At 62.8% G+C, this 25801-nt stretch carries 24 protein-coding genes; 13 read left to right on the plus strand and 11 right to left on the minus strand.

The window, feature by feature from the left end:
* Positions 1–69: 69 nt before the first annotated feature.
* Complete coding sequence (locus ACP15D_RS05315) at positions 70–612, minus strand: DUF3280 domain-containing protein (protein WP_424956509.1); 543 nt, start codon at positions 610–612, stop codon at positions 70–72.
* A gap of 134 nt (positions 613–746) precedes the next feature.
* On the opposite strand from ACP15D_RS05315, the gene trhA reads away from it, so the two are divergent.
* Together trhA and ACP15D_RS05325 are read left to right on the plus strand one after the other, a co-directional pair.
* Positions 747–1421: a PAQR family membrane homeostasis protein TrhA gene (trhA, locus tag ACP15D_RS05320; RefSeq protein WP_424956510.1), complete on the plus strand. Its 675-nt coding sequence runs from the start codon at positions 747–749 to the stop codon at positions 1419–1421.
* 315 nt (positions 1422–1736) lie between these two features.
* The gene (locus ACP15D_RS05325) at positions 1737–2042 is read left to right on the plus strand and encodes a hypothetical protein (protein WP_424956511.1); all 306 of its coding nucleotides are present in this window, start codon (positions 1737–1739) and stop codon (positions 2040–2042) included.
* 95 nt (positions 2043–2137) lie between these two features.
* Here the strand turns inward: ACP15D_RS05325 and ACP15D_RS05330 are convergent, their stop codons facing one another.
* The 4 genes from ACP15D_RS05330 to ACP15D_RS05345 form a co-directional block, all read right to left on the minus strand.
* The gene (locus ACP15D_RS05330) at positions 2138–2932 is read right to left on the minus strand and encodes a tellurite resistance TerB family protein (protein ID WP_424956512.1); all 795 of its coding nucleotides are present in this window, start codon (positions 2930–2932) and stop codon (positions 2138–2140) included.
* Between the two features lie 98 nt (positions 2933–3030).
* The gene (locus ACP15D_RS05335) at positions 3031–3564 is read right to left on the minus strand and encodes a CoA-binding protein (RefSeq protein WP_424956513.1); all 534 of its coding nucleotides are present in this window, start codon (positions 3562–3564) and stop codon (positions 3031–3033) included.
* A gap of 63 nt (positions 3565–3627) precedes the next feature.
* On the minus strand, positions 3628–4458 hold the full coding sequence (locus tag ACP15D_RS05340; protein ID WP_424956514.1) for an enoyl-CoA hydratase: 831 nt from the start codon (positions 4456–4458) through the stop codon (positions 3628–3630).
* Between the two features lie 24 nt (positions 4459–4482).
* Positions 4483–5094 (minus strand): hypothetical protein, encoded by a 612-nt coding sequence (locus ACP15D_RS05345; RefSeq protein WP_424959174.1) that lies wholly within the window; start codon positions 5092–5094, stop codon positions 4483–4485.
* A gap of 319 nt (positions 5095–5413) precedes the next feature.
* Here ACP15D_RS05345 and rplM point away from each other — a divergent pair, with 319 nt between their 5' ends.
* The 4 genes from rplM (at position 5414) to argC (ending at position 8366) form a co-directional block, all read left to right on the plus strand.
* On the plus strand, positions 5414–5875 hold the full coding sequence (gene rplM / locus ACP15D_RS05350) for a 50S ribosomal protein L13 (RefSeq protein ID WP_424956515.1): 462 nt from the start codon (positions 5414–5416) through the stop codon (positions 5873–5875).
* A gap of 5 nt (positions 5876–5880) precedes the next feature.
* A complete protein-coding gene (rpsI, locus tag ACP15D_RS05355; protein ID WP_424956516.1) occupies positions 5881–6360 on the plus strand; it encodes a 30S ribosomal protein S9 in 480 nt (159 codons plus the stop codon).
* Between the two features lie 174 nt (positions 6361–6534).
* Positions 6535–7278 carry a TerC family protein gene (locus tag ACP15D_RS05360; protein ID WP_424956517.1) on the plus strand — a complete coding sequence of 248 codons (744 nt, stop codon included), beginning with the start codon at positions 6535–6537 and terminating at the stop codon, positions 7276–7278.
* A 110-nt stretch (positions 7279–7388) separates the two neighbouring features.
* On the plus strand, positions 7389–8366 hold the full coding sequence (gene argC / locus ACP15D_RS05365) for an N-acetyl-gamma-glutamyl-phosphate reductase (protein WP_424956518.1): 978 nt from the start codon (positions 7389–7391) through the stop codon (positions 8364–8366).
* On the opposite strand, the gene ACP15D_RS05370 is transcribed toward argC, so the two are convergent.
* The 3 genes from ACP15D_RS05370 to ACP15D_RS05380 all read right to left on the minus strand — a co-directional run bounded on the left by ACP15D_RS05370 (position 8344) and on the right by ACP15D_RS05380 (position 12894).
* Entirely contained in the window at positions 8344–9417 is a 1074-nt protein-coding gene (locus ACP15D_RS05370) for a COX15/CtaA family protein (RefSeq protein ID WP_424956519.1), read from the minus strand. The two genes, argC and ACP15D_RS05370, sit on opposite strands and share 23 nt — an antisense overlap.
* Before the next feature lie 96 nt (positions 9418–9513).
* Positions 9514–10581, minus strand: a complete 1068-nt coding sequence (locus tag ACP15D_RS05375) for a polysaccharide deacetylase family protein (RefSeq protein ID WP_424956520.1) — start codon at positions 10579–10581, stop codon at positions 9514–9516.
* Between the two features lie 147 nt (positions 10582–10728).
* The gene (locus ACP15D_RS05380) at positions 10729–12894 is read right to left on the minus strand and encodes a GumC family protein (RefSeq protein ID WP_424956521.1); all 2166 of its coding nucleotides are present in this window, start codon (positions 12892–12894) and stop codon (positions 10729–10731) included.
* Between the two features lie 164 nt (positions 12895–13058).
* Between ACP15D_RS05380 and ACP15D_RS05385 the strand changes: the two genes are divergently transcribed.
* From ACP15D_RS05385 to ACP15D_RS05400, 4 genes are all read left to right on the plus strand, one after another.
* The gene (locus ACP15D_RS05385; RefSeq protein WP_424956522.1) at positions 13059–14030 is read left to right on the plus strand and encodes a polysaccharide biosynthesis/export family protein; all 972 of its coding nucleotides are present in this window, start codon (positions 13059–13061) and stop codon (positions 14028–14030) included.
* A 25-nt stretch (positions 14031–14055) separates the two neighbouring features.
* A complete protein-coding gene (locus tag ACP15D_RS05390; RefSeq protein WP_424956523.1) occupies positions 14056–15186 on the plus strand; it encodes a glycosyltransferase family 4 protein in 1131 nt (376 codons plus the stop codon).
* A gap of 106 nt (positions 15187–15292) precedes the next feature.
* The gene (locus tag ACP15D_RS05395; RefSeq protein WP_424956524.1) at positions 15293–16801 is read left to right on the plus strand and encodes an undecaprenyl-phosphate glucose phosphotransferase; all 1509 of its coding nucleotides are present in this window, start codon (positions 15293–15295) and stop codon (positions 16799–16801) included.
* A gap of 21 nt (positions 16802–16822) precedes the next feature.
* Positions 16823–18130 (plus strand): O-antigen ligase family protein, encoded by a 1308-nt coding sequence (locus ACP15D_RS05400; protein ID WP_424956525.1) that lies wholly within the window; start codon positions 16823–16825, stop codon positions 18128–18130.
* Here the strand turns inward: ACP15D_RS05400 and ACP15D_RS05405 are convergent.
* Positions 18123–19220: a DUF1513 domain-containing protein gene (locus tag ACP15D_RS05405; protein WP_424956526.1), complete on the minus strand. Its 1098-nt coding sequence runs from the start codon at positions 19218–19220 to the stop codon at positions 18123–18125. The genes ACP15D_RS05400 and ACP15D_RS05405 overlap by 8 nt on opposite strands.
* 28 nt (positions 19221–19248) lie before the next feature.
* Entirely contained in the window at positions 19249–20346 is a 1098-nt protein-coding gene (locus ACP15D_RS05410) for an imelysin family protein (protein WP_424956527.1), read from the minus strand.
* Between the two features lie 249 nt (positions 20347–20595).
* Between ACP15D_RS05410 and ACP15D_RS05415 the strand changes: the two genes are divergently transcribed.
* The 3 genes from ACP15D_RS05415 (at position 20596) to ACP15D_RS05425 (ending at position 24559) form a co-directional block, all read left to right on the plus strand.
* On the plus strand, positions 20596–21870 hold the full coding sequence (locus ACP15D_RS05415) for an imelysin family protein (RefSeq protein WP_424956528.1): 1275 nt from the start codon (positions 20596–20598) through the stop codon (positions 21868–21870).
* 89 nt (positions 21871–21959) lie between these two features.
* Entirely contained in the window at positions 21960–23453 is a 1494-nt protein-coding gene (locus ACP15D_RS05420) for a di-heme oxidoredictase family protein (protein WP_424956529.1), read from the plus strand.
* Between the two features lie 2 nt (positions 23454–23455).
* Entirely contained in the window at positions 23456–24559 is a 1104-nt protein-coding gene (locus tag ACP15D_RS05425; RefSeq protein ID WP_424956530.1) for an imelysin family protein, read from the plus strand.
* 53 nt (positions 24560–24612) lie between these two features.
* Here the strand turns inward: ACP15D_RS05425 and ACP15D_RS05430 are convergent, their stop codons facing one another.
* Positions 24613–25743 carry a linear amide C-N hydrolase gene (locus ACP15D_RS05430; protein WP_424956531.1) on the minus strand — a complete coding sequence of 377 codons (1131 nt, stop codon included), beginning with the start codon at positions 25741–25743 and terminating at the stop codon, positions 24613–24615.
* Positions 25744–25801: the final 58 nt, after the last annotated feature.

Below are 25801 nucleotides of genomic sequence, written 5' to 3' on the forward strand. Positions count from 1 at the left end.
CCCCGTGGCTAGCGCGGGGCGGGCCTTCCGGCAAGCGCAAGGTTGGCTATGCACGACCTTGCCGCACGCTCACGCCGGCGGCACCGCAACACGCGCCGGCAGAACGAGGTTTTTCACCAGATAGTTCACTCCCCGCGACCAGCTCTCGTCTGTATTTCCGCGAAGATCGACACTTTTGACCAAAAGCCGGCGCCCGCTGGCGACGTCGACCATGTAGGCGTTCATGTTCAGGATCAGGTTCGAAACCTTCTGCACCGTAAGCCAGGCGACGATGTCCGCTCCCGCGGATCTGCCGTACTCGATCTCGCACTGCCCGCATTCACCCGGAGTCTGACCAGCCGCAATTCGCTCCATCTGCCCTGAGCTCAACGGCACAAGGCGGAATTGTCCACTCTCGCCAAGCTCGCGGATGAACGTCTTGCCGATCTGTCGAAGTCGTGCGCGCTCAGCGTCCGTCGTCGGCTCCAAGCCGGCATTGTCGTTCTGAAGGAAAGCACCGAGATAAGTGAGTGCAGGCGGCACATTGGCCTTCGCCGTCGGCACTCCATACACCGCTGCCACCGCCAAAAGCGCGACTGCGATGCTGCCGATCAGGCTTCGAAGATTAAGCATCCCAAGTATTTAGGGATCTTTTCCCGCCACCCAAGGGTTAAACGAGTGTGTTGTTACCTCGGGAAATGCTGCGCACGCCTTGTTCTGCCGACAATGCGCCTTATGTCCGCCAAGCGCGTGCGTGCGGGCGCCACATGGCCTCGAAACAGGGTTGCGTAGACGAGATGAGCGAGGCTTCGATCTTCCCTAGCTACACGAGGTCGGAGGTAATCGCCGACGGCATCGTTCATGCGACCGGTTTGGCGTTTGCCGTGACCGCAGTCGTCGCGCTCATCATCCTTTCGCTCACACGTCTCGACCCGGCCTCATCAACGGCTGTGTTGATCTACGGCACTGGCATGCTTGCGGTATTCGTTTGCTCCGCTGCTTACAATCTCTCGCGCAGCCGATGGCGCTGGTTGCTGCGTCGCCTCGATCATGCAGCGATCTTCATCAAGATTGCCGCCACCTACACACCCTTTGCCGCCATCAAGCTGGGCGGAGGTGTAGGCATCGGTCTCCTCGTCGCTGTGTGGGCGATCGCTATCATCGGCGCCAGCGCCAAACTCATCGCCCCCGCACAGTTCGTGCGCACAGCCTATGTGCTCTACCTCGCCCAGGGCTGGGCCGCAGTGTTCACCCTGCCGCCGCTTTTCGCTGCTCTGCCTGCGACAGCGTTCACACTTCTACTCGTTGGCGGCATGCTCTACACAATGGGCGTCGTCTTTCATTTGTGGGAGCGGCTGCCTTACAACAATGCCATCTGGCATGTTTTCGTGCTCGCCGCCTCAGCCTGCCATTTCGGCGCCGTCGTTAGCGCGCTCACCTAAAGCGATACTCTGTCAGCTTTTTCTCTGAGAGCCCTACGCATCTCTTTGTGGCGGCCGTTGCATGCCCCGCATCCGCGCATTGCCAGATTTCCCCGGCGCGCGATCAAAAATTCTAAAGCGTCTTCCCGTCTCGCCAATCCGCCTGCCAGCATGTCCCTGGCGGATTGGAAGTAGTGCCATTGATTAGCGTCGAGAGAGGGCGCCCTTTTGAGAGGTCGCCAAGGAAGGGCGGCGGCATGGGCGTTGCCGGCATGGGCGACGACGTCATGACAATAAACCTACGCAATTGGGAAACGTTTTAAGGAGACGACGCTTATGACCAAGAAATGGGTCGCTATTGTATCGGCGCTGATGCTTTCGGGGACCGCCGCCGTCGCCGCTGACTGGGCCGACAGCTTCAAGGCAATGGACACCGACGGCAGCGGCACGGTTTCCCAGTCCGAGTATGACGCCAACGCGTCCAAGCTCGGTATCGATCCGGTGCCGCAGTTCAGCGCCATGGACAAGAACAACAACACCAGCGTGTCCAAGAAAGAGTGGGCTGAAGCTGAGAAGATGGTGAAGGCTTTCCCGGTCTCGTGCAAGTCCTCTAGCGAGTCCTGGTGCCCGAAGGGCTACTGATCCCTCACCTCCGCTACCTGCCTCGAAACCCGGAGGTTTAGCCGCCGGGTTTCGAGCGTCTGCCGCCGCAACCACGGCCCCCGCAGATCAGCGCCTCATCCGAGTGCTTGCCGCTGCGGCGCGGCCACAGCCGGCGCAACCTCGCCGCGCGCTCCCCGCACCGCATCTTCCAGGTGCGCGATCAACCGGTCATCGAGCCCGAGGGTAGCCGCAAGATACCGCAGATACGCGCGCTCCGCCTCGGTATCCGCGTCGATAGCTAAAGCCGACGCTAGGTAGACCTCTGCACGCTGCTCGAGCGACTTGGCCGCCGCGGCGAACTGGGTCGGCGACATTGGCTTGGCAATTTCACCAGCAAGGAAGCGCTGCTCCTCCGAGCCTATGCCGGCTGCAGCCAGCCGCCCGACGATGGCCGCACGCTCTGCCTCGTCGATGACGCCATCCGACAGCGCCGCGGCGATCATCGCGCGCACCAGCAGCAGCGCATGGTCGTTCGCCGCCGTCGCAGCAGGAAGCGGGCTAGGCGTCACCGACGGCACGCTCTGTGCCGATGTATCGGCGCCCACCGGCTGTCCGGCGCGATAGTTCGAGTAGGCACGGTAAGCGAGGCCGCCCAGTGCCGCGGCCGCACCCAATTTCAGCGCTTCACCGGCAAACTCGCGGCCCGCCTTCGAGCCGAGCAGAAGCGACGTGATCGCACCAGCCGCCACGCCGCCGGCGATGCCTCCGCCCAGCCCGCCGGGCACGCTTTGGCTTACGCTGCCGAGCATGCCGCGCGCACGCTCCAGCAGATCCCCGGCACCACTCTGTGCTGACGCGGATGACTGTCCGGGGCCTCCACTGCCTCCGTTACCCACCAGCATATCCGGGATCCGCGCCGCATCGATCATCGTGAGCTCCTCGAGCGTTCTTCTACGTCGGCTACGTAGGACGCTTTCGCCCTCCAACAAGTGTGGCGGCAAACATTAGAAGTGGTGCAGAGGCGCGACTATTTCTTGTCGTCTAGGCGCAATCCTTGCACTCCCATGGGCGCCAGTTTGGGCCGCGCGCTGCTGATCTGCCCCGAGTTGACGCCGGCCCAACCGATCTCACCTGAAAGCCGCCCATACTCGATCTTCGGACAGCGGTTCATGACGACCTTGAGCCCAGCGGCCTCGGCTTCGGCGGCTGCCTCGTCGTTGCGAACACCGAGCTGCATCCACACGACCTTGATGGCGAGCTTGTCTTTCAGAGCAATAGCATCGCGCGTCACACTCAGCGCCGCATCCGAATTGCGAAAGATGTCGACCACATCGACCGGAGCCGGCACATCGGCAAGCGTTGCAAGCACGCTTTGGCCGAGGATCTGCTCGCCTTCATGCCCGGGGTTGATCGGATGCACCGCGTAGCCCTTAGCGAGCATGTACTTCATCGCGAAGTAGCTTGGCCGGTTCGATTTCGCCGACGCACCAACGAATGCGAACACACGCATCTCGCGCAGAATATCGGCGATGTAGTCGTCGCTGTATCGATCGTGATCCATGCACCGCACTATAGGCGCGCGCCAAGCCGCGGCGTTAGCGATCCCAACGCCGCAGGTTCTTGCTCAACAGCCCTTCCACTCCGGCTTGCGCTTGCCGAGAAACGCACCGATGCCTTCCTCGGCATCGCGCGCCATCATGTTGTCGACCATCACCCGCGCGGCATACTCATAAGCCTCCTTGAGGCTCATTTCCGCCTGTGCATAGAAGGCCGATTTTCCAATAGCCACCGTCAATGGTGACTTCTGCGCGATCTCTGCTGCAAGCGACAACGCTTGGGGTACGACGTCCCCCGCCGGCACCGCTTTGTTGACGAGCCCCCACTCGGCAGCTTGTGCTGCCGGGATCATTTCACCGGTCAGCAGCATCTGCATCGCCCGCTTGCGCGCGACGTTGCGTGTCAGCGCCACCATCGGCGTCGAGCAGAACAAACCGATATTGACACCCGGCGTGCAGAAGTGTGCGCTCTCTGCGGCAAAGGCGAGATCGCATGTCGCAACGAGTTGGCAGCCTGCCGCCGTAGCCGTGCCCTCGACGGCCGCAATGACGGGCTTCGGGCACGCAACAATCGCCTGCATCATGTCGGCGCACGCAGTCATGGTACGCGTGTAGAAGGCGAGCCCCTTGTCGGCATCGGCCCGGTGCGCCGTCAACTCCTTCAGATCATGACCCGACGAGAACACCTTGCCCGACGCAGTGAGAACGATTGCGGCAACATCATCTTCCGCGCCAAGCTCGGTGAAGGCCGCATGTAGCGCTTCGATCATCGCCAGCGACAGCGCGTTGCGCGCATCTGGCCGGTTCAAGCAGATGCGCGCGACGCCTTGTTCCGGCCGATCGATGATCAGCAGAGGCGCAGCGTCGGCGGGCGCTATCGATGCAGCAGCTTGGGTCATGGAAATCGCCTCGCTTCGTTGAGACTACTGCAGCGCCTTCTCGATCTCCGCGCGGTGCGCTTTCACCAGCTCCACGTTCTCCGGATATTCGATATGCGGCGTCGTCTTGATCGCCTCGTTCAACTCCGAAACGAGTTGCTTCTTGTCATCCTCTGGGATCGACGCATCGGCAGTCACGTCTTCCAGCTCTTTCTTCAGCGCTTCCACCGGCTCGGTGAACTCCCCCGATTTTGAATCGAGCCCCGCCATCACAATGGAAATGTTGGCGGCGACGTCATCCAGTTCGTTGAAATTGGCAAACCCATGCTTCTTCGCCAGTTCATCGAGCTCCGCCTGTAGTGCTGCATCAATGTTGTCACCGGCCTCCTGAAGCTTGGGCGCCACGTTGGCGAGATCCGGTTGAGCAGCGACGAAGCTTTTCACCTGTTCCTCGGTGAGCTTCATTTGCTTGATCGGAACATCCTTTTGCGGCTCCGTATCCTGGTCCTGGGCCCACGCACTTGTGCAGGTTACGGCCACCATCGCTGCCGCCAGGAAAGGAACAAAATGTCGTAGGGCCTGCCGCATGGATAGTTCTCCTTGAACCTTCATTTTGCTTCTTGGTTCGATCCCGCCCACGTCAGGCGATTTGAACATCACTCCTAGACGCCATGTTGCGCTAATTCGCGACCGCCACACAGCCTCTGCCTCAAATTCACGCGTCCATGCCAATTGCCGCAAGTTGCCGTGAGCCGCAAGCGCGCCCGCGCCTGTGAAGCCGAGCTGAACCGAACGATGCGACTGAGGTATCATAATACCACATGCGACATCACATTGATTTTCCTTAGAAAAAATGGAATAACCAAGGCTTCTGTTGACAGCGCTGCCGCCTTCGGATTAGAAGGCCCCTCCTTCGCCGGCCCGCAGTATTGCGTGAACCCTGACTACGCCGGTGATCCCAGCATTGGAGCTCAATATGACGACCTTCGTCGCCAAGCCCGGCGAGGTAGAGAAGAAGTGGATCCTGATCGATGCCGAAGGTCTCGTCGTCGGTCGGCTTGCCGCTCTTATCGCCACGCGCCTCAAGGGCAAGCATAAGCCGATCTACACTCCGCATGTCGACTGCGGCGACAACATCGTTGTCATCAACGCCGAGAAGGTGATCTTCTCCGGCGATAAGCATGAAGACAAAGTCTACTATCGCCACACCGGTCATCCGGGCGGCATCAAGGAGACGACCCCGCGCAAGATCCTCGAGGGCAAGTTCCCCGAGCGCGTCGTCGAGCTGGCAGTCGAGCGCATGCTGAGGCGCGGCCCACTGCAGCGCAAGCTGATGCGCAACCTGAAGATCTACAAGGGCGGCGAGCATCCCCATCAGGCCCAGAACCCTGAGAAGCTCGACGTAGCCAAGCTCAACCGCAAGAACGCGAGGGTCTAAGGACAATGGCTCAGGAAACCAAGTCTTTGGAAGACCTCGGCAATCTCAAGGTGGCCGCTCCCGCCGACGCCCCCGTGCACGTCCAGAAGCTGGACAACCTTGGCCGCGCCTATGCCACCGGCAAGCGCAAGAACGCCATCGCCCGCGTCTGGATCAAGCCGGGCAAGGGCATGATCACCGTCAACGCGAAGGACTACACCAAGTACTTTGCGCGCCCGGTGCTGCAGATGCTGCTTCAGCAGCCCCTGTCGGCCACCAACCGCTCGGCGCAGTACGACATCATGGTGACGGTCGCCGGCGGCGGTCTCTCCGGTCAGGCCGGTGCCGTTCGTCACGGCATCTCCAAGGCCCTCACCTATTACGAGCCGGATTTGCGTCCGGTCCTCAAGAAGGGCGGCTTCCTCACCCGCGACAGCCGCGTCGTCGAGCGTAAGAAGTACGGCCGCATGAAGGCTCGCCGCAGCTTCCAGTTCTCGAAGCGCTAATCGGCAGGCCTCACGCCGAAACTACAAGGCTTGGGCCGTCCTTAGGGGCGGCCCTTCGCTTTTCGGCGTCGGGAGGCTTGCCGGGACAAGGTGGGAATGCCACATACGCCCCCGGGTGGGAGAACCGGCACCGGCAGAGGCAACTCTGCGCGGCACCTCGACAGGCAGGGTTAGATGGACTGGTTACTGCAGGACCTGAGCTATTTGCTCGGGGTTATTGCCGAAGAGGCGCAACATCTCGTCTCGATCGACTGGTACCGGCAGAACTTCGTACCGCTCCTCAACATCATAATGATCGACCTCGTGCTGGCGGGTGACAACGCCATCATCGTCGGTTTGGCGGCTTCGCGCGTCCCCAAGGCAATCCGCAGCAAGGTCATCTTCTGGGGCATCGCCGCCGCCGTCGTCCTACGCATCTTCTTCGCAGCGATCACTGTCCAGCTGTTGGCCGTCATCGGCCTCACCCTTGCGGGCGGCATCCTGTTGCTGTGGGTGTGCTGGAAAATGTACCTGCAGATCACCACCGGCAGCCACCATTCCGATGTCGGGCATGGCGAAGACACCACGAATGGCGGCCAGGAATTGGGCTTCTGGCAAGCCGTCGGACTTATCACCATTGCCGACGTTTCAATGTCGCTCGACAACGTGCTCGCGGTTGCAGGCGCGGCAAAAGGATCGACGCTCGTCCTCGTCATCGGTCTTGCCGTTGCCATCATCCTGATGGCGGTCGCCTCGCACTACATCGCGGCGTTGCTCGTAAAGTATCCCTGGATCACCTGGATCGGCCTGCTCATCATCCTTTGGGTCGCCCTCGGCATGATCTACCAGGGGTCGCATGAGGTAACCTGCAATGCCTTCAACTTCGGCTGCTCCGAAACGCTGTGGCAGGGCATCAAGCACCGATTAGGCTTCGGCTAACCTCCCGCTCCCTCCAATACGCACCCTGTACGGAAGTCGCAAAAGTCGATACGGAGGGCAACCGAAGCGGAGCACAGCTCCGCTGCGCGATGCTGCAAGGACCGATTGCCATGGGCAAGGCGCAACACCCCACGGTTTTCATCGACGGCGAGGCCGGCACAACCGGCCTCGAGATCCGCGAGCGGCTGGCGCGCGTTCCTGAAGTCGAGGTTAGGAGCATCGACCCGGCCCAGCGCAAGGACGCCGCGGCGCGCAAGGCCATGCTGCGCGAAGTCGATCTCGTCGTACTTTGCCTGCCCGACGATGCCGCCAAGGAAACCGTAGCGCTCGCCGACGAACTGGGCGCCGACGCCCCCCGCATCCTCGACGCTTCCACCGCGCACCGCGTCGATCCAGGCTGGGTCTATGGCTTCCCTGAACTAGATGCCGCTCAGGCGGAAAAGGTGCGCGCAGCCCAGCGCGTCGCCAATCCCGGCTGTTACCCGACCGGAGCCATTGCGCTCATCCGCCCACTCGTCGACGCCGGCATCATCCCCGCCGACTACCCGATCACCGTAAACGCGGTGTCGGGCTACTCGGGCGGAGGCCGCAGCATGATCGAGGCCTACGAGGCCGGCACCGCGCCATCGTTCGAGCTTTACGCCCTCTCGCTCGAGCATAAGCACGTACCCGAGCTGATGCGCTACGCGGGCCTGACCCGGCGGCCGATCTTCGTGCCGTCCGTTGGCAACTTCCGTCAGGGCATGCTCGTGTCCGTGCCGCTTCACCTCGACTCCCTGCCCGGCAAGCCCTGCTTGCGCGACCTCGAGCTGGCGCTCGACGCCCACTATCGCGGCCAGGAGTTGATTGCAGTGGCGCAGGAACCGACGGCGAAGGCCGCGCGCCTTACCGCCGAGGAGCTGAACGGAACCGACCGGCTGGAGCTGTTCGTTTTCGGCAAAGCGGCGCTCAATCAGGCCGTGCTCGTTGCGCGGCTCGACAACCTCGGCAAGGGCGCCGCTGGTGCAGCCGTGCAGAACCTGCGCTTGATGCTCGGGCTCGCTCCCACACCGGCTGACAGGAACGCTAGCGCCCGCCAGCCCGCGTAATCCGGTTCAGATGGAATGTGGTCGCGGCGATAACGATCGCCGCACCGGCCTGATGCGCAAGCCCCAGCTCCAGCGGTACACCCGACAATAGCGTCCAGATGCCCACCAGCATCTGCGCCACCACGCAGCCGGCGAGCAACGCGGCACTCCCGACGATGCGCTCATCATCTGCCGACCGCACCAGTGAAGCGAGGTGCGCGATCGCCAGCAGGACAACAACGTAGGCCACCATACGGTGATCGAACTGTACCGTGGCGACGTTCTCGAAGAAGTTGAGGTACCAGGGCGTCTCGGCCAGCAGCCCGCTCGGCACCAGCTTCCCATCCATCAACGGCCAGGTGTTGTACGTCAGCCCGGCTTTCGTCCCCGCCACCAGCGCGCCGAGGCCAGACTGTACGAACACCAGCACAAACAGCGCCCACGCTGTCCGCCGCTGCCAGTCGGTCAGCGTCTGCAGGCGAATGCGATCGGTGCTCGGCCCCGCCTCCAGCGCCAGCCACACCAGCAGCGCCAGGATCGAAAACGCTGTCAGCAGATGCAGGGCGAGCCGGTATTGGCTGACGTCAACTCTGTCGACCAGCCCTGACATCACCATGTACCAGCCGATGGCACCCTGCAGCCCGCCCAGCGCGAGCACACCAAGGCACTTTAACGCGAACGAGCCGCGCAGCCTCCCGGTCAACCAGAAGAACAAGAAAGGAAGCGCGAAGGCGACGCCGATGAAGCGCCCCAGGAACCGGTGCGACCACTCCCACCAATAGATCGACTTGAAGGCCTCGAGGTCCATCCCCGCGTTGACGATAGAATACTCAGGGATCGCCTTGTATTTCTCGAACGCCGTATGCCAGTCGGCTTCGCTCAGCGGCGGAATGGCGCCAAGAAGCGGCTGCCATTCGGTGATCGACAGCCCGCTGTCGGTGAGACGCGTCGCGCCCCCCACGACCACCATTGCAAACACGAGCAGCGCCACGAACGCCAGCCACAGACGCACCGCTTCGCTCTCCGGTGCACTCGTCACCGCATTTGCGCGGTTTGAAACGGATACGGCCAACCCAGCCCCCTGCTCGCTCACTGCAGGCGTGATAAAGGGGGCGGGGCGGCCATTCAAGTTACCGTTCGCCGCGCCGCCTGCTGCAATGCGGGACGGCTAAGCAGAAACGCCTGCCCCGGTATAGCGCTTGAGCGTGTTCATCACGGCAAACGGTAACCCCGTCAGCAGGGCCTTCACATAGCGCAAATCCTGAAAATCGCCATTGAGCGATAGCCGCGGAAGCCTGGTCAGGTCGTGCGCGTGGTCGCTATAAAGCAGCCCCTTTTGCGTCGTCACCGCGGTTTCGATGCCCAGCTCCTCGGCAATCCGGAACTCGCGCTCCCCCGCACTGTTCTCACAACCGTAGGGATAGCTGAAATGCCGGCAGGGACGCTGCAGCTCGCGCTCGATGCGCGCGATGCTCTCGGCCATCTCCGCCCGTACCGTGCCCTCATCCAGCTTCGCCAGCGCATAGTGCCCGCGCGTGTGTGCGCCGATGGTCACCAATGGATCGTCCGCCAGCTCGCGCAGCTCATTCCACGTCATGAGGATGTCGCCGTTTGCACTCCGCGGATCGATGCAATGTGCGCTGGCAAGCTCTGCCACCACTGCGCGCGCCTGATCCTCGGGCAGAGACCGCAGCCACCAGTAGATGGCGTGATGCGCGGCATCCTTGTCAGCGGCGGTTGCCAACCCGAAATGCCGTGTCTCTCCGTGCATGGCGAGCGTAATCGCCGGCGCCGCACGCAGCACCTTCTCCAGCGTCAGCCACCACAGATCACCGCGACCATCGGCAAAGTCCGTCGGCACATAGATCGTGAAGGGCGCGCAATAGCGGCGAAAGATCGGATAGGCGAACTCGCGATTGTCGCGATAGCCGTCATCGAGGGTGAAGCAGGCGAACGGTCGCCCCTCCTCGCCCTGTTCCAGCCGCTCGCGCACCTGATCGAGTGGAACGATGTCGAAACCCGCATCGCGCACCTCGCGCACCACCGACTCCAAGAAGCTCGGGGTAACTTTCAAGATGCGGTTCGGCTCGAACTCCTGCGGCGCTGATGGGTCGACGTGATGCAGCATGAAGATCACGCCGCGCCCGCGCGTATAGGGAGCGAGCAGATTGCCGGCGCCGCTATAATGTACGGCCGCCAGCGCCGTTTTCAAAAATGCAGTGGATCGCCTACTCATGCGCCCCTCACCCGCCGAAGCCGCAACGGCTCCTTACGAACAATCGAGCAATTAGCGCTGAGACGCACCCGCAGAATTCACTGATGGCACACCAACACGGCGAGTTGGCTAACAACGGCTTAAATCGAGGCCCGCTCTATAGACGGATCAACCCCACTGTTCCGCGACCGACGACTTGCCGGACACGCGAGCGAGACGATCGCGCGCCAGTTGGTTCGCCTTGGTGCGCTCGACCCGATAAAGAGCGATATCGGCAACCTCATATCCCAGGAACTTCCCAGGCGTTTCGGGCAGCGCACCTCGACGACCAGGCTCACTCACCACGATGCCCGCGTCAAAGCGGCCGAGGATTGCTCCAAACAGCGCGCGCGCAACGTCCTTACGCGCCGCGATGAGGATCTGATCGTATGCAGTGTCGAGCGCATCGAGGGCCAGATTGACGCGATCGGGATCGAGGAGCGTATCGCGATCACGCACCGGCTCGCCTGCACCGATGAAGTGAGCGCCGCTCGCCGGAATACGCGTCACGACGTCCTCGAAGCCAGCATTGCCTTGCAGCAGCTCATTGAAGCCGGGACGCTCTTCGTATCCCATGCTTGCCGCGATACCGCTGCCCTCTGGGCTCCAGTCGATAAGGATCACATCGCATCCGAGATCGGCCATTGCCTTGGCTAGCTCGACAGCCTCCGCGCCGACATCGAGCTGCTCATTCGCGCCCGTCAACATCGCGCGGAAGCCTCCGATATCCTGCGGATGCAGCACGAGATGATGCGCCAGATCCGAGATTGACTCGACCAGCTGCACGCCGACCTCGTCTCGCGGCAGTGGCGGCACATCGACCTTCTTCGCAGCGGGCGGAACTGGAGTCAGGCGAGGCGGCGCGGCCAGTCCTTTAGCAGCAGCTGCCCTCACCGGACGAACCGGTTCCATGCCCCGTGCCTCTCGGAACAGCGCCCGCGTGATGACGATCGCGAGCCCGAACAGCAACGTCGCCAGACCGATCAAAACGGAATACGGCAGCGGCTTGGGGAAGCTAGGCACACTCGTCGGCCGCGCTAAAGAAATAATCTGAGCTTCGATCGGAACAGCACGTCGATCGGCAGCAATGCGGTTTGCCTCGAAGCGTGCCTGCAGACGTTCCAGTTCGGCGCGCTTTGTCCTTGCCACAGCCTCGAGCTGACGCAGCTGCGCCTCATCGTCACCCGTACCGACGGCCTGCTTCTTCGCCTGCTCCAGCCTCAGGCGCACCGACGCCTCGCGCGTCGCTGCGATCGAGGCGTCTTTCTCGATGCCCTCGACGATCTTCCCCACTTCACTCTTGATCTGCCGTTGCAGCCCGTTGAGATCGGCCCGCAACTGACGCATGCGCGGATGGGCCGGCAGCAACGTCGCCGACAGCTCTGAAAGCTGGCGTTCGACGCGCACGCGCTGCTGCACGAGGTTCTGGATCAGCGGCGAACGCTGCACATCCGGCAGCGATTCCTCGTTGCCCGCCCGCACCATTTCGCGCACCGACTGTGCACGCGCATCCGCCTCGCCGCGCGCTGCCTGGGCCCGCGTCAGCTCCGAACTGAGATCGCCAAGCTTCTGCTGGTTGAGCCCGGTATTGTTGGGCCCACCCTTGAAGATATTCGCTTGCCCCTTGAAATGCTCGACAGCCACATCGGCCGCGGCAACTTCTTGCGTCAGCTTGTCGATCTTCGGTTGCAGCGCCTGCTGCACTGCATCGGTCTCAGTCAGCGCGCGCGTCGCCAGCTGGTTGCGATACGTCTCGGCGATCTTATTCGCAACGTCCGCCGCCAGCTTCGGATCGCTCGACGTGAAACGGATGCCGATGACCCGGCTCTCCGCTGGCGAATAAACATCGAGCCGCTTGTAGAAAGCCTTGAGCACGCTATCCTGCTCGCTCTCGACGACGCCGTTGCCAAAGTCGAGGCTATTCTCGATCTTGCTCAGCCACTGGTCGAGCTCGCTCGGTTTGCGCAGCGCGTCGTTGAATTCCGGATTCTTGTCGAGCTTCTCTGCGGCGATGATCTGCAACGCCAGATCCGGCGCCATCAGCCCGCGCAGATGCGTATTGACCGCTTCCTTATCGAGGCGCGAAGCCACTGCCTCGAACGACTGATCGCTGCTCCCTTTCGGCGCTACGATCTGAATCTGCGCTTCGGAGGTATACCGCGACGGCAGCGTAGTCAGCACGGCATATGCCGCACCTCCCGTAAGCAGGCTGAGCAGCACCAGCTTGGGCAGCGCGCGGCGCACGGAGCGCCACACGGCTCCGATATCGATGTCGTCGGGTGAGGCGTTGGACATGGGTAAGCGGACGCTTCCAATGAAGAACTAATGGTTGCGCCAAATTAGATCGCTCCTCGGTTGCGATTTCCTTAAGCGTCCGAGATGAGGACACCCGCTTAGCTTTTGTTAACTGGTGCCGCGGCAGAGTGATGATGCGCCGATCCCTCTCGCTTTGGCTTCCTATGTCTCTGCGCCTTGCAACGTTGCTGACCGCTGCGGCCATGCTTCTCGCTGGATGCGCCCAGTCGCATCTGGACGAGATGGCGTCTGACCTCTCGACCATTAGCACCCTCGCACCGTCAGCGGCCTCCGCGCAGAAGGAAGGACCCCAGGAGCTTGTCGACGTCATCTATGACAAGCCCGAATCGGCCCCCGCCGCCGACAAGCCCATCAAAGCGGCCGCCTGGGGCGAAACCGACGTGCACCCGGCAGCGCAAACGCCGGCCGGCTGGGGCGATGTCACTGTCAAAACCGCGCCGCTGCCGAAGCTCGCCGACAGTCCTTCGGAAAAGAAGGCCGATGCTCCGGTAAAGGTCGCCGACGGCTGGATGCCGAGCACCCAGCGCGTCGTCTCGCCCGAACCCATGGGACCGCCCCCGGTGGCTGCCCCTCGGGGAGCCCCAAGAGGCGCGCCCGTCGTCTGGGGCCCCGGCGTCGTCGTTCAGGCCGGCCTCACCGGCGGCCCGACTGGCAATGAGCCTTACTTCCTCGACACCGGCGACCGGTTACGCGTCTTCGTCTATGGCCAGCCGAATCTGTCCCGCCTCTACACCGTCGATCAGGTCGGCAACATCGCAGTACCGCTGATCGGCTCTGTCAGAGCGCGCGGCCGCACCACTGTCGAACTGGAACGCGTCATCGCCGCGCGGCTCGGGCGCGAGTTCGTCAGGGACCCGCAGGTGACCGTCGACGTCGCCCAGAACCGGCCCTTCTTCATCCTCGGCGAGGTGCGTCTGCCCGGCCAGTATCCGTTCGTCTCTGGCATGACCATCGAGCAGGCCGTAGCCATTGGTGGCGGATACACCGAGCGCGCCAGCAGGCGCACCTACCGCATCACCCGCAAGCTCGGCGCCCTCATTGACCAAATCGAAGCACCTGGCGATTACCCATTGTGTCCAGGCGACACCGTCTACGTCTTCGAACGGTGGTTCTAGTTGCTTGTGACAGTCGAGAGCGCGCGTGACGAGGCGCCTGCGTATCATTCATTGCCTCCGAGCACCCGTCGGCGGCCTATTTCGGCACGTGCTGGATTTGAGCGGCGCGCAGGCTGAGCGCGGGCATGACGTCGGCTACGTCATCGATTCGAGCACTTCCGACCCGTTGACGGAGCGCCGGCTCGCCCAGGCCGCCGAGCATCTCTCTCTCGGCATCACACGCATTCCAATGCAGCGCCTTCCAAGCCTGCAGGACTTCCGTTCTACACGAGCGGTTTGCGAGGCTGCGCGCAGCAAGCGCATCGATGTGTTGCACGGACATGGAGCCAAGGGCGGCGCTTACGCCCGCCTCGTCGCCCGCAGCCTGCGTCGCTCCGATACCCCGGTTGCCGCCTTCTACACACCGCACGGCGGCAGCCTGCATTATCCGCCACGCTCCATCCAGGGACGCATCTATACGGGTATCGAAAAGATCCTCGCCCCGCACACCAACGGGCTGATCTTCGAGTGCGACTTTATCGGCCGCGTATACGATGAGCGCGTCGGCGCCCAGCACGTACCGCGTCGCGCTGTTCCAAATGCGCTGCAACCGCGCGACTTCACTCCGCATACGCCCAATGCTGACGCGGCTGACTTCCTCTTCATCGGCGAGTTGCGCATTCTGAAGGGCGTCGACGTTCTCCTGCAGGCGCTGGCACGCATCGCGGCACACAGGTCCGTGCGCGCGGTGATCGTCGGCGCCGGCCCGGACGCCGCTTTGTTCCGCGACCTGGCCCGCACACTGAAAATCGAGGACAAAGTCAATTTTCCCGGCGCTATGCCGGCGCAGGACGCCTTCCGGCTCGGCCGCTGCCTCATTGTCCCATCTAGGGCCGAGAGCATGCCCTATATCGTCCTGGAAGCGGCCGCTGCCGGTGTCCCGCTTTTGGCCACGAGCGTAGGCGGCATCCCGGAAATCGTCAGCGGCACCGACACACCCCTGCTACCGCCCGCCAATGTAGATGCGTTGACCCAGGCGATGATCCGCTTCCTCGATGCACCGGAAGTGGCGAAAGCTCGCGCTGAGCGCTTACGGGCCGCCGTTGCTGACCGCTTCACCGTGGATCGCGCCGCGGAAGCCGTCCTTGCTTTCTATGCCGAGCAGCTGCGCCGCTAACCTTAACGCCATCGTTTAACACCGGGACACTCCGAGTTCGGCCCCGTGGCACGAAGCCTGCTTTTGACAAGCCAGGTTTCGTAAACGCCGCCACAGGTACCCGGGAATGCTCGACATCGGCCGCCATACTATTCCAGCCATCGGCGAGGCCAGCGCGCGCGCAAAGACGCCACGTCTTGCCGACTTCCGCTTCAACGACAAGACGCGCCTCATCTCGATGGTGGTGATCCGCGGCGCCGTGCGAATATGCGACATCGCGCTCATCTGCTTCCTCGGCTTCGCCGTTGCGATGTACTACGTCGAGGAACCGCAAATCTTCTCCAACAGCTACTACCTCGCGGCCATCGGCACGACCGCTGTCCTCACAGTTGCCGGCTTCGATATCCTTGGCCTTTACTCGCGTGCGTCCTTCAGTTCGTTCATCGGCCAAGCGCCGCGCCTGTTGCTCGCCTGGACCGCGGGCTTTGCGCTGCTTCTTGCCGGCGTCTTCTTCTTGAAGGTCGGCTATGAATTCTCGCGCGTCTGGTTTGCATCCTGGTACGTCGTCGGCGCGACGGTGCTGCTGACCGAGCGGCTGCTCGTCGCCAGCTTCGTGCGCCGCTGGACGCGCGAAGGACGCCTCTATCGCAAAGCCGCGATCTACGGCAGCGGCGAAATCTCCGAGAAACTTCTGAGCGAGCTCGAGCTCGACGTTGATGCCGACATCCGCATTACCGGCATCTTCGATGATCGCAGCGATGAGCGCCTGACTAAGAACGTCGCTGGATATCCGCACCTCGGCGGCCTCGACAAGCTCGTCTCCACCGCCCGTTCCTCGCGCCTCGATCTCGTCATCGTCGCCCTACCGATCACCGCCGAAAAGCGTGTGCTCGAAGTCACGCGCGCCCTTGCTGTGCTGCCCGCCGAGGTGAAGCTGCCCGCGCGCTCCACCGAGCTGCGCTTCACGCCTGGCACCTATTCGCGCGTCGGCAACGTCGCCATGATCGACCTGCTGGAAAAGCCGATCGCTGATTGGGGTTCCGTCGCCAAGTGGATGTTCGATAAGATCGTCGGCACGCTGGCACTCATCGCGCTCTCGCCGCTGATGCTCGCCGTTGCGATTGCCATCCGCCTCGATAGCCGCGGCCCGGTGCTGTTCCGCCAGAAGCGCTACGGCTTCAACAACGAGCTGATCGAGGTGTTCAAGTTCCGCTCGATGTACGTCGACCGTTGCGATGCGAACGCGTCCAAGCTCGTCACCAAGGGCGATCCGCGCGTCACCCGCGTCGGCCGCTTCATCCGCAAGACCTCGATCGACGAGCTACCGCAACTCTTCAACGTGATCCTCGGCAACCTCTCGCTGGTCGGGCCGCGCCCGCACGCACTCGAAGCCAAGGCCGCCGGCGATCTCTACGACAAAGTGGTCGACGGCTACTTCGCCCGTCACAAGGTGAAGCCCGGCATCACCGGCTGGGCACAGGTCAACGGTTGGCGCGGCGAGACCGATACGCCAGAGAAGATTCTGAAGCGCGTTGAATGCGACATTTACTATATCGAGAATTGGTCGCTGCTTCTCGACATCTACATCTTGCTCAAGACGCCCTTTGCCCTGCTGAAATCCGGCAACGCCTACTGATCGGGCGCAAAGGTTCCCAGCATGGCGGTGCTAGCCGGTCATACATCGAGCGATTGGGCAGGCCAGTCGTCTGCCATCGAAGATGCAGCCCCGCGCAAGCGGCGCAGCGCCGTCACTTGGCTTGCGCTCGCCGCCGTGGCTCTCACCTTCGCGACCAGCGGCATCGTCTTCTCAGAGCCCGCACCCGTCGATGCCCTGAGCATCGGGTTGATCGTTCTGCTTCCGACCATCGGGCTTGTATCGTTCAACCGCGGTCTGCTCGCTTTTGGCACGCTGTGGCTCATCGCCGGTGCATGCGCACTGCTCGCGGCCACGCTGTCGCTCGATCAGGAAACGACCGCGATCCACGTCGCTGTGACGATCTATCTCTATGCTGCGTGCTTTGTCATCGCCGGATTCGTCGCCTATGCGCCGCGCGCACACACGAAGCTGATCCTCGGCGCCTGGACGCTCGCCGCAATCGTGGCCGCCGCTGCCGCCCTCGCCGGCTACTTCGGGCTGCTACCGGGAGCTGCCGACCTCTTCACCCGCTACGGCCGCGCCGCCGGCACCTTCAAGGACCCGAACGTGCTCGGTCCGTTCCTCATCGTGCCCATCATCTACCAGCTCGGCACGGCACTTGAGCGCCCCCTGCATCGCATGATCCTGCCGCTCGCCATTGCCGGTTTTCTCATGCTGGCGGTGTTTCTGTCGTTCTCTCGCGGCGCCTGGTTCGTCCTGGCGCTCTCGCTCGCCATCTACGGCTATCTCGCGCTTGTGACGGCATCCCGCGCCATCGTGCGCCTGAAGATCATCGGCTTGCTGGCGCTCGGCAGCATTCTTGCCCTCGGCGTTGTCGCCGCCGCCCTGAGCAACGATAAGGTCGCCGAGCTCGTCAGCCAGCGCGCCAGCCTCGAGCAGTCGTACGACACCGGCTCCGAGGGCCGCTTCGGCGGTCAGCAGAAGGCCCTCGGCCTTATCGCCGAGAACCCACTCGGTATCGGCGCACAGGAGTTCACCTCTCGCTACCACCATGAGGAAGTCCACAACGTCTATCTGACGCTGTTCCTCAGTGCCGGCTGGCTCGGCGGCAGCATCTACTTGATCGTCGTCGTGATGACGATCGTCCTCGGCTTCCGCCACCTCTTGCGCGCAACGCCGACCCGGCCGCTATTCCTCATCGTCTACGCAACCTTCGTCGCGACGGCCCTCGAGGGGCTCATCATCGACACTGACCACTGGCGCCACTTCTACGTGCTGCTTGCGTTGATCTGGGGAATGATGACAGCGACGCAACCGCGCCACGCACACCTTAGAGCCAACGCCTCCACCAGCGCGTCGCTTAGCTGATCATCCGCACGTGATTGTCGAATGACCGTCCCGGGAACGTCATAGTCGCCAAGTGCGTGTGATCGGGCGCGTCCACCTGCACGATGCCCATCCCTGACGTCATCGCGAAGCTCTTCTCCGACGCCGCGATGATCGCGCAGCTATCCATCAGCAGCGTCTCGCCGACGATCACTCTCCGCTCTGTATCGACATAGACGATGCGTCCCGCCCGCGGTGCCGACGCCGCGACCAGCCGCCCATCGCCGCTGATCGCCACCGACCCGATATAGCCGGCGAGTTTCGCGCCGATTGGATCGGCTGGCTCGATGATCCGCAACGGCGTGTCGATCCCGGCACAACCGATCAGCTCCGGCGTATCGCCCTCCGCACCTTCCCACTGACAGCCGAACCAGATGGCACCGCTGGCATCCTGCGCCAGATGTCGGATCGACAGCTTATGCAAACCGCTGCTCTGCATGTGCTGGCTGATGAGCCGCCCGGAGCTGCTGTCGATGAACGCGAGCGAAGGCTGCATCGTCTCGACGTTCAGCTTCTCCCGCCCGGTCATGCCCGGCTCGATGTGGGTCTCGATCCCGCCGTTGGCGACAGCAAGCGTCCGGCCGTCCGCCATCAGGATCGCCTCGTGCGGACCGACGCCAAAAGTGGGAAATTCGCCGATGCGCCGATATCCCCCGCTGGCATCGTACACGCCGATCACGCCGGCCCGCGTGCTGTTGTCGTGCTCCGTCGCGTACAGTAGCCGCCCATCGCGCGAGAATGTGCCGTGGCCGTAGAAGTGGCGAGTGGCCGGCGTCGTGAACAGCACCGGCTCTCGCCGTCCGTGAATGTCGAAAGCAAGCGCAAACGACCCCGGCCGGCGCGCAAACACCACTGCCTCACCACGCGCCTGGTAGAGCGCGATGTCATGCCCGCGTCCCTCCAGCGGCAACTCGCGCAGAATGGTCCCATCGACCGAAAGAATGACGACCGAATAGGTGCCATCGGGCCGGCGGCACGCGGCGATCAGGTCGCCGGACGCAATGCCGAATTGCAGATCCGCGTCCAGCACATCCGCAAACGCATGTGAAGCATGCGCTGACGCCAGGGTCATCGCGGTGCCAATCAGGAAATTTCGCCGGTCAATCGCCATCGAGCTCGTTGAACCCTATTGTCAGCCCAGCCAGCGGGGCGATCTCGCGTCCGACCAGCTTGCGGATGCCCTCGATGTGAAATCGCACCATGCGCAATTCACGCGTGCGCTCCGCCGTGTCCTTCGCCCGTCCCAAACCTTCTACCGCAGCAGGCCCATCACGGGCCAGCCGCTCGAATGCCGCGCTGATCCATCGCGGCATCCACTCTTTGTCGGCGGGCACATTACGTCCCAACCCCATCGTCTCATAGAGAGCCTGCGCCGACGCAACCCCCGCCCCAACGTAACGAGCGGAAAGCCCAGAGCGCGAGAATGGCAGGCGCGGCGTCTTACCTGTGCTTGGAACAGCAGAGATCATCGGCGCAATTTCCCGATCCTGGATCATCTGCAGTCCCGTGATGAGAGCACGCGCAAAATCGGCGGCAGGTTCCTCGGCGCTTTTATAGCGCGGGTCTCCCGCCTGCGGCGCCACCATACGCTGGCGCCAACCGTTGTCACCTTGCCAATCGGTAAGTACTTCCTGCGCAAGTGCATGCGTAGACTGCGCCATGGCGCGCGTCAGCCCGCAGCGGTACTTTGCGGCGTCATCATCACCGATAATCGGATGCGCCGCATCGAACAGCAATACCTCGAGCGCGGACAGCCCCTGCACCGCCGCGCTCTTCTTTGCGAGCGCCGCCGGATCGAGCGCGCTTGCATCGCGTTTCGCGACCAGCTGCGCCACTTGCCTTTGCGTTACCCCGCGCGGATCGGGCCAGAAATCGAAGCGCTCGGGAACCCCCAACTGCGACATCGGCCCGAAGCGCAGAAACTCCACGCCTGCCCATGCCAGCACGGTATCGGAGAAGTCCTTTTCAACCGCTTTGATCGCCCCCTGCTCGCCGGCGCACGCCCGCGTCAGGCTGTCTGCGAGCCGCCCGCTCGTCTCCGCGAGCGCCGTGAAACGCGGCAGCACATATTGGTCGATGACGCGTGCGTTGAGTTCAGGGAAAGCAGGAGCAGCCGGAGCCGCCCAAGCGGCAGAGAGCAGGCCGAGACCAGCGCAAACCATTGCCACGACGAAATAGCGCGCAATCGCGTGCTTCATGTTTACTTTGCCCAGCCGTGATCCAGTTGCGCGTCAAACGACAGACACAAGCTTCGCTAAGCTTGGCCATCGCCGTGGCATTCGTGCGACTGACTTCTTAAGCCGCTGCACAGGAAAAATAATCTTGACTTCATCAGTAGGAAATCATTCTCATCAGACGCAGAATTACGGGGCGCGTGAGCTGATCGAAATCAGGTGCGCGATACGCAATACCGCCCGCAACTCGGGTGAAGTAGGGACACAAGCACAATGTTGAGAGCGCTCGCCGCCGCGTCCGTCGCGATTCTTCTCGCCGCCACGACGGCGACAATTGCTGCCGATGCGCCGAGCACCGCTGCGGTCGCAAAGACCTATGCCGACATGGCCGAGGCCGGCTACACCGATTCACTCATCGAAGCGCGCAAGCTCAAGACCGCTGTCGATACCCTGATCAAGTCGCCGACGGAAGAGAACCTCATTGCCGCGCGCAAGGCTTGGCTCGCCGCGCGCGTCCCCTACATGCAGACGGAGGCTTTCCGCTTCGGCAACAAGATCGTTGATGACTGGGAGGGCCGCGTCAATGCGTGGCCGCTCGACGAAGGCCTCATCGATTACGTCTCCCAGGAGTACGCCGATCAGGGCGGATCGAACAACGATCTCTACGCTGCCAATGTCATCGCCAACCCGAAACTCAAGATCGGCGGCGAGGAAGTCGACGCCACCAAGATCACCAAAGAGCTTCTGTCAGACAAGCTGCGCGAGGCCGACGGCGTCGAAAGCAACGTCTCGACCGGCTATCATGCCGTCGAATTCCTGCTGTGGGGCCAGGATCTCAATGGCACCGGCCCCGGCGCCGGCAAGCGCCCTGCAACCGACTACGACACCAAAAACTGCACCGGTGGAAACTGCGACCGCCGCGCCCAGTATCTTGAAACCGTCACCGATCTCCTCGTTGACGACCTTGCGTTTATGGCCGCGCAGTGGGGCCCTGAAGGCGCCGCCCGCAAAGCGGTGATGGCCGATGACGGCCGCGCCGGCCTCGTCGCCTTGATGAAGGGCCTCGGCAGCCTCTCCTATGGCGAGCTCGCTGGCGAGCGCATGAAGCTGGGCCTTCTCATTCACGATCCGGAGGAAGAGCAGGACTGCTTCTCCGACAACACCCACAACGCCCACTATTACGACGCCCTCGGCGTCAAAAACGTCTACCTCGGTTCTTACAAGCGCACCGACGGTTCAATCGTTTCCGGCCCCAGCGCCTCCGATCTCGTAAAGGCGAAGTCACCCGAAGCCGACACGCGAACCCGCGCAGCAATCGACAAGACGATGCAGCACATGCAAGCGATCGTCGATCGTGCCAACAGCGTCGAAGCCTACGATCAGATGATCGGCGAAGGCAACGAGGCCGGCAACGCCGTCGTTGACCAGACGATCCAGGCTCTGATTGCCCAGGCCAAGGAGTTCGAGCGCGACATCGCCGCCCTCGAACTCACAGCCATCGAGTTCGAGGGTTCCGACAGCCTGGATAGCCCCGGGGGCGTCAGGTGATTGCAGCCAGCGAGAGGCACCCGCTCGCCGCGTGCGGCAAATGCAAGCAGCCGCCTCTCCAATCGCTGCCTGCACGATTATAAGCGGCCATGCCCTTGCGCCGCCAAACGTCACAGTCGAACGCGTCCCTACCGTTTCTCATTCCCGGCGTCGCTGCTGTGCTCATCGTCGGTGCCGCCGCCGTTGGCGCGCCATTCCCCGATCGGTCCGACGAGCCCGGCGAGCACAATCCTGGCGGCAACGCCACCACGCCCGAGAGCATCGACACGCCCGATGCCTTCTCGCACGCCTCGAACGGCATTGGCCTCGAAGGCGAAGCGAAATTCAAAGTCGGCAATGCCATATTCCGTAAGTTGTGGGTCTCGGCGCCCTCCTCAACCAGGGGCTCGGACGGCCTGGGGCCGCTATATAATTCGCGCTCCTGCCAGAGCTGCCACCTCAAGGACGGGCGCGGTCATCCGCCATCCGCCAATTTCCCCGACGATCGCGCGGAATCCATGTTCCTGCGCCTTTCCATCCCCCCGCAGAACGACGCCCAGCGCCACCTTCTCGCCGAGCATCGGATCAACACCATCGACGAGCCGACCTATGGCGAGCAGTTACAGAACCTTGCCGTGCGCGGTCTCGACAACGAAGGCCACATGCGCGTCGACTACACCGACCTTCCGGTGAAACTCGGCGATGGCACGATCGTCAAACTGCGCAAGCCCACGTACAGCATCGAAGGCCTGAAGTACGGACCGCTGCATCCCGGAACTATGCTGTCTCCCCGCGTCGCGCCGCAGATGATAGGGCTTGGGCTTCTCGAAGCGATCCCGGAGAGCGCCATCCGCGCCAACGCCGACCCCGCAGACGGCAATGGCAACGGCATCTCCGGCCGCGCCAACGAGGTCTGGTCGCACCAGCACGACAAAGTCACACTCGGACGCTTCGGCTGGAAGGCCGGCAAGGCCTCCGTTCGCGAGCAATCGGCCAGCGCATTGGTAACCGACATGGGCCTTTCGAACCCGATCGATCAGCGCGCCTCCGGAGACTGCACCAAGACACAGCCGGCATGCATGGAAGCGCCCAACGGCAACACCCAGCGGGAAGACAACCTCGAGGTGGGCCTGCAGATATTCGAGCACCTGGTCTTCTACGCAGAGAACCTCGCCGTGCCCCCGCGCCGCAACCCGAACGACCCCATCGTTCGTAATGGAAAAGCCGTCTTTTACCGTCTCAGATGCCAGGGCTGCCATACGCCATCGTTCACAACCGGCACCGTCGTCGGCCAACCCCACCTCAGCGGCCAGAAGATTTGGCCCTACACCGATCTGTTGCTGCATGACTTGGGAGAGGGTCTGGCCGACAATCGCCCCGAGGGAGCGGCCGACGGGCAGGAGTGGCGGACTGCACCGCTTTGGGGCATAGGGCTGACGCAGCTGGTCAATGGCCACACGCTGTTTCTGCACGACGGCCGCGCGCGCAACATCGAGGAAGCAATCTTATGGCACGGCGGAGAGGCGCAATCGGCACGCGACGCTTACGCGGCACTGCCGAAGGCGGAACGCGATGCGCTGATCAAATTCGTGGAGTCGCTGTGAGCATGCACACCGCAGTACGCCAAGCGGTGAGCCTGGCCTTCATCTTTTTGACTTTTGTCACCGCAGCCGCAGCCGCACCCGCAGCAGCATTCGACGACGCCACGCTCGCGCGTCAGAGCTATGAGAAGATTATCCTACCGGGTTACGCCCGCTTCGACGAAGCCGCGCACGCCTTGGCGGAAAAGACGGCAGCGCTCTGCGCATCTCCGTCGGTAGACTCCCTGGCGGCCGCACGCGGCGCGGCGCGCACCGCCATCATCGTGTGGGGACGCATCGAGCCGGTCCGCTTCGGCCCTATCACGCAGAAGCAGCGGCTCGACCGACTTCTCTTCTTCCCAGATGCCCACGGCTTCACCGCAAAGCAGACTGCCCGCCTGCTCGCCAAGCAAGACGAAGCCGATATCGATCCAGCCAAGCTCGCCGGCGCGAGTGTTGCCGTGCAGGGGTTCGGCGCCCTCGACGTTGCGCTCTTCGGCCATGGCTCGGATGAACTGGCGACAACTGATGCAAAGGCCGCCTTCCGCTGCCGCTACGTGAACGCTCTGGCGCTCGACATCGCCGAGATCGCGCGCGCAACGCTTGCCCAATGGCAGGGCGACTACGGCAGGCTCTGGCTGCACCCAGGCGATGAAAACAAAACATACCTTTCGGACAAGGAGACCACGCAGGCCCTTTATCGCGCTTACGTCACCCAGATCGAGGTCCTGCGGCTTCAGCGGCTGGCCACCCTCGACAGCAATGCCAAGAAGACGGCTACCGCGCTGCTTCCCAACAGCAAGCTCGCCTTGCCGTTCGTCCTCGCCGGCATCGAAGGCGAGCGAGATATCATCGGCGACGATGGCTTTTCCGCGCCCGACCTCTCCACCACGGACAAGGAAGCCGATGCCGTGGCGCTGCTTGGCAGCGTTGTTACCGATCTGGGATTTGCGCTGCGCGCCGGCGAGGCCGCGGCGGCGATGTCATCCGACCCGCTAAACGATCCGGCCGCGCGAGAGCGCCTGACACCGCTGCTATTGTCACTGAAGAATGCTGAGGACATCGGCCGCGCCGCGCTCGGCCAGCTGACCGGTCAGACGCTCGGCTTCAACTCACTCGATGGTGACTGACCGTTGAGCTGCGGGCCGGCGACCCTTTGTGAATGGGCCGCCGGCAAGCGACGCTACTCGGCGTTTGCAGTCTTCTTGGCGATGAACTGCCCCGTCATATCGACCACGCTCTGCGCCGTCGTCGGGTCGGGCAGCTTCATGACGTCCTTCGCATCGAGATCGAAGCGCTTCAGATCGACCATGCGAATGGTCTGGTCCTCGTAGGTCTTATAGTAGATGCGCAGGTTCTGCGGATCGCGCATGGTGGTGAAGATCGTCTGATCGCCATGCGTCTTGCCATCGACCTTTTCCCGCACCGAGCCGTACGGGATGTCGAAGTTGTTCAGCACGTGGAAGCCGTCGAAGATGCCAGACTTCGCATTCGGCGCCTTGAAGTTCGTCGCGCTGAAAATCGCGGCGCGAACGAAGCGCGACGGAGGCGTGAAGTCGCCAGGCAGACCCATCAAGCCGTTCCCCATGCCGAACGCCTGCAATGCCTTACCATCCACGTCGACCTGCGGCACACCCAGCGGATCGAGCGCGATGTAGTTGCGCAGGTTGGTCATGTGCCAATCGAACTTCGGCGAGTTGGTCAGTACACCCAGCGGATTGTCTGTGACGACGAGCTTCCCCTTCACCGGTTCGATCACGATGCTCTTGCCGCTCTTGTCGTACACGATCCAATGGAACGGCTGCACTGTCTGCGGCCAGCCCGGCAGCAGCGCCGGCGCAACGAAGGCTTCGCCGCCTTCGATCGCCGCCTTCACCTCATTGACGTCCGCAAATTGCGTTAAGATCCAGGTGGAGAAGTCGATCGACGACATCGACTTCGATTGGTTCTCCGCCGTGGTCGGCGTGTACTCGGCCTCGGTCGGGAAGTAGAAGGCGCCGATAGCGAGGCCCTTCTCGTTCATCCCGTCCATCACGCCGAGGTTGCCGAAGACGATCGCACCGAGGACGCCGTACTTGCTCGTCCACTTCTTCCCATCGCCCAGCGGCGTGAGCCCGGTAAAGTTGTAGTTGCGCGGCACGACCGCGTAAGTGATCTCCAGCGGAATACCGAACTCGACTGTGCGACCGTGCACGATACTGCCGTCGGCGTTGCGAAGCATGATGCCGGTGCATGCACTGGCCGTTTCGGCGCTGGCGAAGGCAAACACCATCGCAGCCGCTACGCCGCGAAAGAAGTTTGATTTGCGCTTCATGAAGGTCCTCCCAGAGTTCGCATCAAATGCCGGTTGGGAAAAACCTCTAGCTCCTTTT

Origin of the sequence: Hyphomicrobium sp. 1Nfss2.1 (assembly GCF_965243865.1) — a bacterium.
In the GTDB taxonomy this organism is placed as follows: Bacteria; Pseudomonadota; Alphaproteobacteria; order Rhizobiales; family Hyphomicrobiaceae; genus Hyphomicrobium_A.

Coding starts and splice junctions, on each gene's coding strand:
- ACP15D_RS05315 (WP_424956509.1), bottom strand. CDS start 612: ATGCTTAATCTTCGAAGCCTGATCGGCAGCATCGCAGTCGCGCTTTTG.
- trhA (WP_424956510.1), top strand. CDS start 747: ATGGCCTCGAAACAGGGTTGCGTAGACGAGATGAGCGAGGCTTCGATC.
- ACP15D_RS05325 (WP_424956511.1), top strand. CDS start 1,737: ATGACCAAGAAATGGGTCGCTATTGTATCGGCGCTGATGCTTTCGGGG.
- ACP15D_RS05330 (WP_424956512.1), bottom strand. CDS start 2,932: ATGATCGATGCGGCGCGGATCCCGGATATGCTGGTGGGTAACGGAGGC.
- ACP15D_RS05335 (WP_424956513.1), bottom strand. CDS start 3,564: ATGGATCACGATCGATACAGCGACGACTACATCGCCGATATTCTGCGC.
- ACP15D_RS05340 (WP_424956514.1), bottom strand. CDS start 4,458: ATGACCCAAGCTGCTGCATCGATAGCGCCCGCCGACGCTGCGCCTCTG.
- ACP15D_RS05345 (WP_424959174.1), bottom strand. CDS start 5,094: ATGTTCAAATCGCCTGACGTGGGCGGGATCGAACCAAGAAGCAAAATG.
- rplM (WP_424956515.1), top strand. CDS start 5,414: ATGACGACCTTCGTCGCCAAGCCCGGCGAGGTAGAGAAGAAGTGGATC.
- rpsI (WP_424956516.1), top strand. CDS start 5,881: ATGGCTCAGGAAACCAAGTCTTTGGAAGACCTCGGCAATCTCAAGGTG.
- ACP15D_RS05360 (WP_424956517.1), top strand. CDS start 6,535: ATGGACTGGTTACTGCAGGACCTGAGCTATTTGCTCGGGGTTATTGCC.
- argC (WP_424956518.1), top strand. CDS start 7,389: ATGGGCAAGGCGCAACACCCCACGGTTTTCATCGACGGCGAGGCCGGC.
- ACP15D_RS05375 (WP_424956520.1), bottom strand. CDS start 10,581: ATGAGTAGGCGATCCACTGCATTTTTGAAAACGGCGCTGGCGGCCGTA.
- ACP15D_RS05380 (WP_424956521.1), bottom strand. CDS start 12,894: ATGTCCAACGCCTCACCCGACGACATCGATATCGGAGCCGTGTGGCGC.
- ACP15D_RS05385 (WP_424956522.1), top strand. CDS start 13,059: ATGTCTCTGCGCCTTGCAACGTTGCTGACCGCTGCGGCCATGCTTCTC.
- ACP15D_RS05395 (WP_424956524.1), top strand. CDS start 15,293: ATGCTCGACATCGGCCGCCATACTATTCCAGCCATCGGCGAGGCCAGC.
- ACP15D_RS05400 (WP_424956525.1), top strand. CDS start 16,823: ATGGCGGTGCTAGCCGGTCATACATCGAGCGATTGGGCAGGCCAGTCG.
- ACP15D_RS05405 (WP_424956526.1), bottom strand. CDS start 19,220: ATGACCCTGGCGTCAGCGCATGCTTCACATGCGTTTGCGGATGTGCTG.
- ACP15D_RS05410 (WP_424956527.1), bottom strand. CDS start 20,346: ATGAAGCACGCGATTGCGCGCTATTTCGTCGTGGCAATGGTTTGCGCT.
- ACP15D_RS05415 (WP_424956528.1), top strand. CDS start 20,596: ATGTTGAGAGCGCTCGCCGCCGCGTCCGTCGCGATTCTTCTCGCCGCC.
- ACP15D_RS05420 (WP_424956529.1), top strand. CDS start 21,960: ATGCCCTTGCGCCGCCAAACGTCACAGTCGAACGCGTCCCTACCGTTT.
- ACP15D_RS05425 (WP_424956530.1), top strand. CDS start 23,456: ATGCACACCGCAGTACGCCAAGCGGTGAGCCTGGCCTTCATCTTTTTG.
- ACP15D_RS05430 (WP_424956531.1), bottom strand. CDS start 25,743: ATGAAGCGCAAATCAAACTTCTTTCGCGGCGTAGCGGCTGCGATGGTG.